The following is a 12,895-nucleotide window of genomic DNA, read 5'->3' on the forward strand; positions in this document are numbered from 1 at the left end:
CGCCGTGCACGCCCTCTGGACGACGCGGCCGACCACGCGAAAGGGCGGTCACCCCGGAGAACCGGGGTGACCGCCCTTCAACAGACGTAGGCCTTACTGGTTGTACGGCCCGTAGTCGTAGTCCTCCAGCGGCACGGCCTGACCCGACCCCGTCCCGAAGGGCGAGTAGTCGATGTCGTCGTAGCCGACGGCCGAGTACATCGCGGCCTTGGCCTCTTCGGTGGGCTCGACCCGGATGTTGCGGTAACGGGAGAGACCCGTACCGGCCGGGATGAGCTTACCGATGATGACGTTCTCCTTGAGGCCGATGAGGCTGTCGGACTTGGCGTTGATCGCCGCATCCGTCAGGACTCGGGTCGTCTCCTGGAAGGAGGCGGCCGACAGCCAGGACTCCGTCGCCAGCGAGGCCTTGGTGATACCCATCAGCTGCGGACGGCCGGAGGCCGGGTGGCCGCCTTCCGTCACGACCCGACGGTTCTCGGTCTCGAACTTCGAGCGCTCGACGAGCTCGCCCGGCAGCAGCTCCGCGTCGCCGGACTCGATGATCGTCACACGGCGCAGCATCTGCCGGATGATGATCTCGATGTGCTTGTCGTGGATCGACACGCCCTGGCTGTTGTAGACCTTCTGGACCTCGCCGACCAGGTGGACCTGGACCGCGCGCTGACCGAGGATCCGCAGCACGTCGTGCGGGTTGGTGGCACCGAAGGTGAGCTTCTGGCCCACCTCGACGTGGTCACCCTCACGCACGAGGACCTTGGCGCGCTTCGAGATCGGGAAGGGAGTCTCGTCGCTGCCGTCGTCCGGGGTGACGACGATCTTCTTGGTCTTCTCGGTCTCCTCGATACGGACGCGGCCTGCCGCCTCCGAGATCGGGGCGACACCCTTGGGCGTACGAGCCTCGAAGAGCTCGACGACACGGGGCAGACCCTGGGTGATGTCGTCACCGGCCACACCACCGGTGTGGAAGGTACGCATCGTCAGCTGGGTACCGGGCTCACCGATGGACTGGGCGGCGATGATGCCGACCGCCTCACCGATGTCGACCAGCTTGCCGGTGGCGAGCGAGCGGCCGTAGCAGAAGGCACAGGTGCCGACCGCGGACTCACAGGTCAGGACCGAGCGGGTCTTGACCTCCTCGACGCCGTTGGCGACCAGGGCGTCGATCAGGACGTCACCGAGGTCGACGTTGGCCGGCGCGATGACCTTGCCGTCGATGACGACGTCCTCGGCCAGCATGCGGGCGTACACCGAGGTCTCGACGTTCTCCGTCTTGCGGAGGACACCGTCCTCGCTCTTGACCGCGATCTTCAGCTTCAGACCGCGCTCGGTGCCACAGTCCTCCTCGCGAATGATGACGTCCTGGGAGACGTCGACCAGACGACGGGTGAGGTAACCGGAGTCGGCGGTACGCAGAGCCGTGTCCGCCAGACCCTTACGGGCACCGTGGGTGGAGATGAAGTACTCGAGAACGGTCAGGCCCTCACGGAACGAGGCCTTGATCGGACGCGGGATGGTCTCGTTCTTCGCGTTCGACACCAGACCACGCATACCCGCGATCTGACGCATCTGCATCATGTTTCCTCGGGCACCCGAGTCGACCATCATGAAGATGGGGTTCGTCTTCGGGAAGTTCGCGTTCATCGCCTCGGCGACCTCGTTGGTCGCCTTGGTCCAGATCGCGATGAGCTCCTGCGTGCGCTCGTCCTTGGTGATCAGACCGCGCTCGTACTGCTTCTGGACCTTCTCGTCCTGGGCCTCGTAGCCCGCGACGATCTCCTTCTTGGCCGCGGGGACCACGACGTCGGAGATGGCCACGGTGACGCCGGAACGGGTCGCCCAGTAGAAGCCCGCCGCCTTCAGGTTGTCGAGCGTCGCCGCCACGATGACCTTGGGGTAGCGCTCGGCGAGGTCGTTGACGATCTCGGAGAGCTGCTTCTTGCCGACCGAGTAGTCGACGAAGGGGTAGTCCTCGGGCAGCAGCTCGTTGAAGAGCGCACGGCCCAGGGACGTCCGCAGCCGGAAGCTGTCGCCCGGCTGGTACGGCCGCTCCTCGACACCCTCGTCGCCCGCCTCGGAGACCGGCGGGGTCCAGCCGCGCGGCGGGATGGTGCCCACCGGGAAGCGGATGTCGACGGTCGACTGGAGCGCGAGCTCGCCGGCGTCGAACGCCATGATCGCCTCGGCCGTGGAGCCGAACGCGCGGCCCTCGCCCTTGGTGTCACGGAGCTCACCGTCGGTGGTCAGGAAGAACAGACCGAGGACCATGTCCTGGGTCGGCATCGTGACCGGACGGCCGTCGGCCGGCTTGAGGATGTTGTTCGAGGACAGCATCAGGATGCGGGCCTCGGCCTGCGCCTCCGCGGAGAGCGGCAGGTGCACGGCCATCTGGTCACCGTCGAAGTCCGCGTTGAACGCGGTGCAGACGAGCGGGTGGATCTGGATGGCCTTGCCCTCGACCAGCTGCGGCTCGAAGGCCTGGATGCCGAGACGGTGCAGCGTGGGCGCACGGTTCAGCAGCACCGGGTGCTCGGCGATGACCTCTTCGAGGACGTCGTACACGACCGTGCGGCCGCGCTCGACCATCCGCTTGGCGCTCTTGATGTTCTGCGCGTGGTTCAGGTCGACCAGGCGCTTCATCACGAACGGCTTGAAGAGCTCCAGGGCCATGGCCTTCGGCAGACCGCACTGGTGCAGCTTCAGCTGCGGACCGACGACGATCACGGAACGCGCGGAGTAGTCCACACGCTTGCCGAGAAGGTTCTGACGGAAACGACCCTGCTTGCCCTTGAGCATGTCGCTCAGGGACTTCAGCGGGCGGTTGCCGGGGCCGGTGACCGGGCGACCACGACGACCGTTGTCGAAGAGGGCGTCGACCGCCTCCTGGAGCATGCGCTTCTCGTTGTTCACGATGATCTCGGGCGCACCGAGGTCGAGAAGGCGCTTCAGGCGGTTGTTGCGGTTGATCACGCGGCGGTACAGGTCGTTCAGGTCGGAGGTCGCGAAGCGGCCACCGTCCAGCTGCACCATCGGACGCAGGTCCGGCGGGATGACCGGCACGCAGTCGAGCACCATGCCCTTGGGGCTGTTGCTGGTCTGCAGGAACGCGGAGACGACCTTGAGGCGCTTGAGCGCACGGGTCTTCTTCTGGCCCTTGCCGGTACGGATGATCTCGCGGAGGCGCTCGGCCTCCTCGTCGAGGTCGAAGGACTCCAGGCGCTTCTGCAGGGCAGCGGCACCCATGGAGCCGTCGAAGTACGTGCCGAAGCGGTCACGCAGCTCGCGGTAGAGCAGCTCGTCGCCCTCGAGGTCCTGGACCTTGAGGTTCTTGAAGCGGTTCCACACCTCGTCGAGACGGTCGATCTCGCGCTGGGCACGGTCGCGCAGCTGCTTCATCTCGCGCTCGGCGCCTTCGCGCACCTTGCGGCGCACGTCGGCCTTGGCGCCCTCGGCCTCGAGCTCGGCCAGGTCGGTCTCGAGCTTCTTGGCGCGGGCCTCCAGGTCGGAGTCGCGACGGTTCTCGATCTGCTGGCGCTCCACGGAGACGTGCGCCTCCAGGGAGGGCAGGTCGCGGGTGCGGCGCTCCTCGTCCACGAACGTGATCATGTACGCCGCGAAGTAGATGACCTTCTCGAGGTCCTTCGGGGCGAGGTCGAGGAGGTAGCCCAGGCGCGACGGGACGCCCTTGAAGTACCAGATGTGGGTGACGGGGGCGGCCAGTTCGATGTGGCCCATCCGCTCACGGCGCACCTTGGCGCGGGTGACCTCGACGCCACAGCGCTCACAGATGATGCCCTTGAAGCGGACACGCTTGTACTTGCCGCAGTAGCACTCCCAGTCCCGGGTCGGACCGAAGATCTTCTCGCAGAAGAGTCCGTCCTTTTCGGGCTTCAGGGTGCGGTAGTTGATGGTCTCCGGCTTCTTGACCTCGCCGTGCGACCACTGTCGGATGTCGTCCGCGGTGGCAAGGCCGATCCGCAGCTCGTCGAAGAAGTTGACGTCGAGCACTTTGTCGTCAATCCCTCTTTCGGGGTTGTGCCCCTCGCGTTAGCGAGTAATAAGGCGCTTCATCATGGTCTGTACGGGTCCGGGGCAGGGCCGGGACCTCACGAGGAGGTCCCGGCCAGACCCGTCAGACCTCTTCGACGCTGCTCGGCTCGCGCCGGGACAGGTCGATACCGAGCTCCTCCGCCGCACGGAAGACGTCCTCGTCGGTGTCGCGCATCTCGATGGACATGCCGTCCGAGGACAGCACCTCCACGTTGAGGCAGAGCGACTGCATTTCCTTGATGAGGACCTTGAAGGACTCGGGAATGCCGGGCTCGGGGATGTTCTCGCCCTTGACGATGGCCTCGTAGACCTTCACGCGGCCGGTCACGTCGTCGGACTTGATCGTCAGGAGCTCCTGGAGTGCGTACGCGGCGCCGTACGCCTCGAGCGCCCACACCTCCATCTCACCGAAGCGCTGACCACCGAACTGGGCCTTACCACCCAGCGGCTGCTGGGTGATCATGGAGTACGGACCGGTCGAACGCGCGTGCAGCTTGTCGTCGACCAGGTGGTGCAGCTTGAGGATGTACATGTACCCGACCGAGATCGGGTCCGGGAACGGCTCACCGGAGCGGCCGTCGAACAGCTGCGCCTTGCCGGACGGAAGCACCATGCGCTCGCCGTCGCGGTTCGGGATGGTGTGCTGGAGCAGACCGGCGAGCTCGTCCTCACGCGCACCGTCGAAGACGGGGGTGGCGACGTTCGTGCCGGGGTCGACCTGGTCGGCGCCGATGGCCTGCAGGCGCTGGGCCCACTCGTCACCGAGGCCGGAGACGTCCCAGCCGCGGCTGGCGAGCCAGCCGAGGTGGATCTCCAGGACCTGTCCCGGGTTCATTCGGGACGGCACACCCAGCGGGTTGAGGATGATGTCGACCGGAGTTCCGTCCTCGAGGAACGGCATGTCCTCGATGGGCAGGATCTTCGAGATGACGCCCTTGTTGCCGTGACGGCCGGCCAGCTTGTCGCCGTCCGTGATCTTGCGCTTCTGCGCCACGTAGACACGAACCAGCTGGTTCACGCCCGGCGGCAGCTCGTCGCCCTCTTCACGGTCGAAGACGCGGACGCCGATGACCTTGCCGATCTCGCCGTGCGGCACCTTCAGGGAGGTGTCGCGGACCTCGCGCGCCTTCTCACCGAAGATCGCGCGGAGCAGGCGCTCCTCCGGCGTCAGCTCGGTCTCACCCTTGGGCGTGACCTTGCCGACGAGGATGTCGCCGGCGACGACCTCGGCACCGATACGGATGATGCCGCGCTCGTCGAGGTCGGCGAGGACCTCCTCGGAGACGTTCGGGATGTCCCGGGTGATCTCCTCCGGGCCGAGCTTGGTGTCACGGGCGTCGACCTCGTGCTCCTCGATGTGGATCGAGGAGAGGACGTCGTCCTGCACGAGGCGCTGCGACAGGATGATCGCGTCCTCGTAGTTGTGACCCTCCCACGGCATGAACGCCACGAGCAGGTTCTTGCCGAGGGCCATCTCGCCCTCTTCGGTCGCGGGACCGTCGGCCAGGACCTGGCCCTCGATCACGCGGGCGCCCTCGTCGACGACAACCTTCTGGTTGACGGAGGTGCCCTGGTTCGACCGGGAGAACTTGGCGATGCGGTACGTGGTGTACGTGCCGTCGTCGTTGGTGACGGTGACGTAGTCCGCGGAGACCTCCTGGACCACACCCGCCTTCTCGGCCTTGATCACGTCACCGGCGTCGACCGCGCAGCGGTACTCCATGCCGGTGCCGACGAGGGGAGCCTCGGCGGTGATCAGCGGCACGGCCTGACGCATCATGTTCGCGCCCATGAGGGCACGGTTGGCGTCGTCGTGCTCAAGGAACGGGATCATGGCGGTCGCGACCGACACCATCTGGCGCGGCGAGACGTCCATGTAGTCGACGTCCGTGCCGGGCACGTAGTCGATCTCTCCGCCACGGCGGCGGATCAGGACGCGGGCCTCGGCGAAGTGGAGGTCCTCCGTCAGCGGCGCGTTGGCCTGCGCGATGACGAAGCGGTCCTCCTCGTCGGCCGTCAGGTAGTCGACGTCGTCGGTGACCTGGCCCTCGACGACCTTGCGGTACGGCGTCTCGACGAAGCCGAACGCGTTGACGCGGCCGTACGAGGCGAGCGAACCGATCAGACCGATGTTCGGGCCTTCGGGCGTCTCAATCGGGCACATGCGGCCGTAGTGGGACGGGTGCACGTCACGGACCTCGAAGCCGGCCCGCTCACGGGAGAGACCACCCGGGCCGAGCGCCGACAGACGGCGCTTGTGGGTGAGACCCGACAGCGGGTTGTTCTGGTCCATGAACTGCGACAGCTGCGAGGTGCCGAAGAATTCCTTGATCGACGCCACCACGGGGCGGATGTTGATCAGGGTCTGCGGCGTGATCGCCTCGACGTCCTGGGTCGTCATGCGCTCGCGGACGACGCGCTCCATACGAGCCAGACCCGTGCGGACCTGGTTCTGGATGAGCTCGCCGACGTTGCGCAGACGACGGTTGCCGAAGTGGTCGATGTCGTCGGTCTCGACGACGATCGACGTGCCGCTGTCACCGACGGTCTCGGTCTCACCGGCGTGCAGCTTCACCAGGTACTTGATCGAGGCGATGATGTCCTCGACCGTGAGGATGCCCGCGTCGAGCGGAGCGTCCGCACCCAGCTTCTTGTTGACCTTGTAGCGGCCGACCTTCGCGAGGTCGTAGCGCTTGGGGTTGAAGTAGAGGTTCTCGAGCAGCGTCTGAGCGGCCTCACGGGTCGGCGGCTCGCCCGGACGGAGCTTGCGGTAGATGTCGAGCAGCGCGTCGTCCTGGCCCTGGGTGTGGTCCTTCTCCAGGGTGGCGCGCATGGACTCGTACTCGCCGAACTCCTCGAGGATCTGCTCGGTCGTCCAACCGAGAGCCTTGAGCAGAACGGTGACCGACTGCTTGCGCTTGCGGTCGATGCGGACACCGACCATGTCGCGCTTGTCGATCTCCATCTCCAGCCAGGCACCCCGGGACGGGATGATCTTGGCGGAGAAGATGTCCTTGTCGGACGTCTTGTCGATCGAGGAATCGAAGTAGACGCCGGGCGAACGGACCAGCTGCGACACGACGACACGCTCGGTGCCGTTGATGACGAAGGTGCCCTTGTTCGTCATGAGCGGGAAGTCGCCCATGAAGACCGTCTGAGACTTGATCTCACCGGTCTCGTTGTTGGTGAACTCGGCGGTGACGAAGAGCGGGGCGGCGAACGTGAAGTCGCGCTCCTTGCACTCGTCGATCGAGTTCTTCGGAGGCTCGAAACGGTGGTCGCGGAACGTCAGGGACATCGACCCGGAGAAGTCCTCGATCGGGGAGATCTCCTCGAAGATCTCCTCCAGACCGGACTTGGTGGGGACGTCCTGTCCGCTGTCCAGAGCCGCCTCGACACGAGCCTTCCACGCGTCATTGCCGAGCAGCCAGTCAAAGCTTTCGGTCTGCAGCGCAAGAAGGTTCGGAACCTCGAGGGGCTCCTTGATCTTTGCAAAGGAGATGCGCAGCGGGGCGGTGCTTGCGCCGTTGTTCGTATTCGCGGTCGAGGCAGTGCGCGAGGCGGCCAAGAGGGGGTCCTTCCGAGGGCTCGGACTCACTACGCGCGTACCGGTCCCAAGATGGCCACGGGGACGGTCCCTCCTGATTTGGCCGTTTGGCCAGGTCAGGGAAGTTCCGGTCCACAGTGCTCAAGCATGGGCATGCCCCTGGTGACGGGCAGGAGGCAGCTAACAGGCAGCGCAAAGGGTCAGTGTAGCCAAACGGCCCACTGATGTCCAGTGCGGGTTCTGGGAGACCCTCGTTGTTCTCAACCCCTGCTGCAAGCCACGTCCTCAACGCACATCGATACTGCCCTCTTCGCCGCCGATCCATGCCTCGGATCCGGATCGTTGTGACGACGCGTCCTGAGAATTGCGCGCTGCGTGCGGTTCGTCAAGGCCCCCCTTGCCCCGACTCGGCCCTGGGCATTCATCGTCACGGGCCGTTCCCAGGCACAACGAAGATCACCATACTCGCCGCGAACGACATCGCAAGGCAGCCTTCACGGGTGGCCCAGGAACGCCGAAAGGCGACCACCCACATGGGTGATCGCCCTTGGCGGCCCGCGCGTTACAGCGTTTCCGCCCTACGTACGGGAAAGAGAGTCAGACGACTCGTGAGGTCACTTGACCTCGACGGAGGCGCCGGCGCCCTTGAGGGCCTCGGCGGCCTTCTCCGCGGCGTCCTTGGCGACCTTCTCGAGGACCGGCTTCGGGGTGCCGTCGACGAGGTCCTTGGCCTCCTTCAGGCCCAGCGAGGTCAGCTCACGCACGACCTTGATGACCTGGATCTTCTTCTCGCCGGCACCCGTGAGGATGACGTCGAACTCGTCCTGCTCGGCCTCGGCCTCGGCGGCCGGGGCGCCCGGGCCCGCGACGGCAACGGCGGCCGGGGCGGCGGCGGTGACGTCGAACTTCTCCTCGAAGGCCTTCACGAACTCGGAGAGCTCGATGAGGGTCATCTCTTCGAACTGCGCGAGCAGGTCGTCCTGGGACAGCTTCGCCATGATGGCGTCCTTCCACTAATTCGGCTGGTGCCGTGTGTACATGGAGGCGGGCGTACGTTTGGCCCGCTGTGACCACCGCGTCAGACGGTGATCAGTGTGCGAGCCGAATTACTCGGCACCGCCCTGCTCGGCCTTCTTGGCACGAAGCGCCTCCGCGGTGCGGACGAACTTCGAGGGAAGCGCCTGGAAGAGCGCGGCAGCCTGGGACTGCTTGCCCTTCATGGCGCCCGCCAGCTTGGCGAGCAGAACCTCGCGGGACTCGAGGTCCGCGAGCTTCTTGAACTCGTCGGCGGACAGCGCCTTGCCGTCAAGGACACCGCCCTTGATGACGAGGTTCGGGTTGTCCTTGGCGAAGTCACGAAGACCCTTCGCCGACTCCACCGGGTCACCGGTGACGAAGGCAACCGCCGTCGGACCCGTGAACAGGTCGTCCAGCGTGTTGATCCCGGCCTCATTGGCCGCGATCTTGGTCAGCGTGTTCTTCACCACGGCGTACTCGGAGTTTTCACCGAGGGAACGGCGCAGCTGCTTGAGCTGGGCCACGGTGAGACCCCGGTACTCGGTCAGCACGGCGGCGTTCGAGCTGCGGAACTTGTCCGTGAGCTCGGCTACCGCGGCAGCCTTGTCGGGCGTCGGCATAGGGCGTCGGCCTCCTTCCGGGTGATGAGGACCGCTCAGAAGGGGCCGGCAAAACAAAACGCCCCGGCGCAGGCGCACGGGGCATGAGCTCGACCGAACGGAATCCCGTCCGGGAGCACTTCCACAGTCACCTGCGCGGGTCGTCCGCAGTTTCAGCGGATCCTTCGGCCACTGCACCCCTTGCGAGAGCACAGCAACGACCAGCGGTCTTTGGCTTCTGTGGAAGAGTACGCGAACGGGTCCGCGCGGGGCAAATCCGGGCGGACGTCAGCCCTTCATCTCCTTGGCGAGGTCCATGACCTCGCCCTTCGGCGGCGCCTCGACGTGCACCGGCTTGTTGTAGTCGAGGAAGGTGATCGTCATGTCGAGAGCGCCCTTGGCGCCCTTGCCGCGGGCGCGGAACTGCTTGGCGTGGTCCTCGCCGTCGATCCACATGTCCATGGTGAGCTTCTTCAGCCCCATGTCCTCGTACTGCTTGATGCTCTTCTCGCGGCGCTTCTTCGTTGCCGCGTCCCCGCCCTCGTCCTCGGTGAGCTTGCGCAGCCGGTCGAGCGAGACGGTGCCGGTGTAGCGGGTGGTCTTGACGCCGCCGACGGTCTCCTCGCCGACCTTCTTGAGGTCCTTGGAGCCGGTCAGGAGCGAGGACTGGTCGGCCGGGTTGTTGTCGGCCTGCGTGGAGACGGAGCCGCCGCCGACCTTGCCGCCCTGCTGCTCCATGGCCTTGGCGCCGAACTTGATCCAGCTCTTGCCGTCCATCTCCTTGGCCGCCGCCGCGCCGCCGCCGATGTAGACCGCGCCGTCGACGTAGCGGAGCTCGACCTTCTCCGGACCCTGGTCGGGCGCGGACATCTTCATCCGCATGGCGAGCGGCTCGGTGCTCATCGCCGCGTCGGCCTTGACCCGCCCGTCCTCCGGGACGCTGCCCCGCATCCGGAACGTGAACGACTTCAGGTCCTCGGTCTTCTTCGCGGCCTTCTTCACGGCCGCCACGGGCGTCATGTCGTCCCCCGCCTGGTCGGACTTCTCCGACCCGCAGCCGACGGCGCCACCCGCGAGCAGCAGGGCCGCCATCGCGGCGGCCGCGGTTCTCTTGCGCCCCATACGTACGGAAATGCTCATGACCCCACCCCTAGGAACACTTGATCCACTTATTGCGGTGCGCTGAGATTACCCGAAGGAAAGCCGCGCCTCCCTCCGGGTTCTCGGCGGTGGGGTCCGGGGCCGTGCCTAGGCGGCCGGCTGCCGGCGGTTCAGCAGGTCCTTGAAGCTCATGGTGTCCGAGGCCGGGGGCTTCTCGACGGAGAGCGGCGTGCCGTAGTCGCTGTAGTAGGCGGTCTGCGAGAAGGGGCCGTTCTTGGTGTCGGCCTTCTCGACCTTCTTGACCAGCAGGTCGTCGCTGTTGACCCAGATGTCGATCTTCTCGGTGTCCATGCCGAGCTGCTCGAACTGCTTCTTCAGCTCGGACTTCTGGTCCGCGTCCAGGTTCGAGCTCTTGGCGGTGAAGTCCGCCATGTCGACCCTGCCCGAGTAGTGGGTCGCCTTCGTCCCCCGGACCTTCTCCTCGCCGACGCGCTTCACGTCACCGGAGGCGAGCAGCATCTTCACCGACTGGTTCGGCGTGGTGTTCTGCATCTGGTCCTGGAAGGCCTCGCCCGCGGCGCCGCTCATCTCGGCCAGGGCGTCGTAGTCGTACTCGAGCCAGTGCTTGCCGCCGCCCGCCTCGGCCGCGAACCGGTCGCCCATGTTCGCGTAGAAGCCGTTCTTCAGGTAGCGGTAGTCGAGCTGGGTCTGGCCGAGCTGCTTCATCTGCTGGGCCTGCGTACCACCGGTGAAGGTCACCGTGACGTTGCCGGTGATGCCGTCCGACCAGCCCATCACGCCCTTCATGTCCATGGAGGAGAGCGAGCCCATGGTGGTCGAGCCGTCGATCTTGGCGGTGTCCGCCTGGTCGGTGGACTTCTCGACGGTGCGCAGGGCGGCTATGGGGCTCATGTTGATGCCGCCCTTGTCCTTGCCCGCCGAGTCCGAAGAACCGTCCGAGCCGCCCGAACCACAGGCCGCGAGGCCCGTCAGCGCGGCCACCACCGCGATCGAGAGACCGGCACGGCGCGTCGTAGTGCTGTTCATGTGTCCCACCCCTTGGCCTTCATGGAGCCTGCACGCTAACGCAGACCTCTGACATGCGTATCCGAAAGGTCCGTACACAAACAGGACGGGCCCCGCACCTCGAAAGGTTGCGGGGCCCGTCCACGAGACGCGTACGCGACGCGGCTGCCGTCAGTTTCAGACGGCGGCCGGGTCCTCCTCGGTGAGGAGGTTGCGGGTGCGGTTCGAGTCCAGCGGAATGCCGGGGCCCATCGTGGTGGTGAGGGCGGCCTTCTTGATGTAGCGACCCTTGGCGGCCGACGGCTTCAGACGGAGGATCTCCTCCAGGGCCGCGGCGTAGTTCTCCACCAGCTTGGTGTCGTCGAAGGACACCTTGCCGATGATGAAGTGCAGGTTCGAGTGCTTGTCGACGCGGAACTCGATCTTGCCGCCCTTGATGTCGTTGACAGCCTTCACGACGTCGGGGGTCACGGTGCCGGTCTTCGGGTTCGGCATCAGACCACGCGGACCGAGCACGCGGCCGAGGCGGCCGACCTTGCCCATGAGGTCCGGGGTGGCGACGACGGCGTCGAAGTCCAGGCGGCCCTTCGCGACCTCGTCGATGAGCTCGTCGGCGCCGACGATGTCGGCTCCAGCGGCTTCCGCGGCCGCAGCACGGTCACCGGTCGCGAAGACCAGGACCCGGGCGGTCTTGCCGGTGCCGTGCGGGAGGTTCACGGTGCCGCGGACCATCTGGTCGGCCTTGCGCGGGTCGACACCCAGACGCATGGCGACCTCGACGGTGCCGTCGAACTTGGTCGAGGAGGTCTCCTTGGCGAGACGGACGGCCTCGAGCGGGGCGTACAGCTTCTCCCGGTCGATCTTGGCGTCCGCAGCGCGGAGAGTCTTGCTGCGCTTCACTTCTGCTCCTGTTGGTTCAGGTATGGAGTTGTGGTTCGGACCAGCGCTTGGCCCTACCACGGAGAAAGGTCAGACGGGGAGGAAGCTCAGCCCTCGACCGTGATGCCCATGGAACGGGCGGTGCCGGCGATGATCTTCGACGCGGCGTCCAGGTCGTTGGCGTTGAGGTCTTCCATCTTGGTCTGCGCGATCTCACGGATCTGCGCCTCGGTGACCTTGGCGACCTTGGTCTTGTGGGGCTCGCCGGAGCCCTTCTCGACACCAGCGGCCTTGAGGATCATCTTGGCGGCCGGCGGCGTCTTGGTGATGAAGGTGAAGGAGCGGTCCTCGTAGACCGTGATCTCCACCGGGATCACCCAGCCACGCTGCGACTCGGTCGCGGCGTTGTAGGCCTTGCAGAACTCCATGATGTTGACGCCGTGCTGGCCCAGCGCGGGGCCGACCGGCGGGGCCGGGTTGGCGGCACCAGCCTGGATCTGGAGCTTGATCAGCCCCGTGACCTTCTTCTTCTTGGGAGGCATTGCTCTCTCCGGGTCCTAGTGAGAGTTTTCAGCCGGCCATCCGGTCATCCGGATGGAGGCATACCGCACAACGATAACGGGTATAGACGTGCGGCTAAAAACCGAGCAGGTCAGACCGGCTTTGGCAGCCTGTC

General features: G+C 66.1%; 8 protein-coding genes. All 8 read right to left on the reverse strand.

Annotated features, from left to right (window positions below):
• Positions 1-93 precede the first annotated feature (93 nt).
• Positions 94-4,008, reverse strand: a complete 3,915-nt coding sequence (locus ACZ6B8_RS05390) for a DNA-directed RNA polymerase subunit beta' (protein ID WP_471606331.1) — start codon at positions 4,006-4,008, stop codon at positions 94-96.
• 124 nt (positions 4,009-4,132) lie between these two features.
• Positions 4,133-7,618 (reverse strand): DNA-directed RNA polymerase subunit beta, encoded by a 3,486-nt coding sequence (gene rpoB, locus ACZ6B8_RS05395; protein WP_471084524.1) that lies wholly within the window; start codon positions 7,616-7,618, stop codon positions 4,133-4,135.
• Between the two features lie 593 nt (positions 7,619-8,211).
• Positions 8,212-8,595, reverse strand: coding sequence for a 50S ribosomal protein L7/L12 (gene rplL / locus ACZ6B8_RS05400; RefSeq protein WP_398300179.1), 384 nt, complete (start codon positions 8,593-8,595; stop codon positions 8,212-8,214).
• Positions 8,596-8,703: 108 nt separating this feature from the next.
• Positions 8,704-9,234 (reverse strand): 50S ribosomal protein L10, encoded by a 531-nt coding sequence (gene rplJ, locus ACZ6B8_RS05405; protein ID WP_150216777.1) that lies wholly within the window; start codon positions 9,232-9,234, stop codon positions 8,704-8,706.
• Between the two features lie 267 nt (positions 9,235-9,501).
• Positions 9,502-10,353: an SCO4651 family lipoprotein gene (locus ACZ6B8_RS05410; RefSeq protein WP_471084521.1), complete on the reverse strand. Its 852-nt coding sequence runs from the start codon at positions 10,351-10,353 to the stop codon at positions 9,502-9,504.
• Between the two features lie 108 nt (positions 10,354-10,461).
• On the reverse strand, positions 10,462-11,361 hold the full coding sequence (locus tag ACZ6B8_RS05415) for an SCO4651 family lipoprotein (RefSeq protein ID WP_471084518.1): 900 nt from the start codon (positions 11,359-11,361) through the stop codon (positions 10,462-10,464).
• Between the two features lie 156 nt (positions 11,362-11,517).
• Positions 11,518-12,240, reverse strand: a complete 723-nt coding sequence (gene rplA, locus ACZ6B8_RS05420) for a 50S ribosomal protein L1 (RefSeq protein ID WP_150216780.1) — start codon at positions 12,238-12,240, stop codon at positions 11,518-11,520.
• An 86-nt stretch (positions 12,241-12,326) separates the two neighbouring features.
• A complete protein-coding gene (gene rplK, locus ACZ6B8_RS05425; RefSeq protein ID WP_030782612.1) occupies positions 12,327-12,761 on the reverse strand; it encodes a 50S ribosomal protein L11 in 435 nt (144 codons plus the stop codon).
• Positions 12,762-12,895: the final 134 nt, after the last annotated feature.

Source organism: Streptomyces sp. NPDC041122, assembly GCF_055592445.1.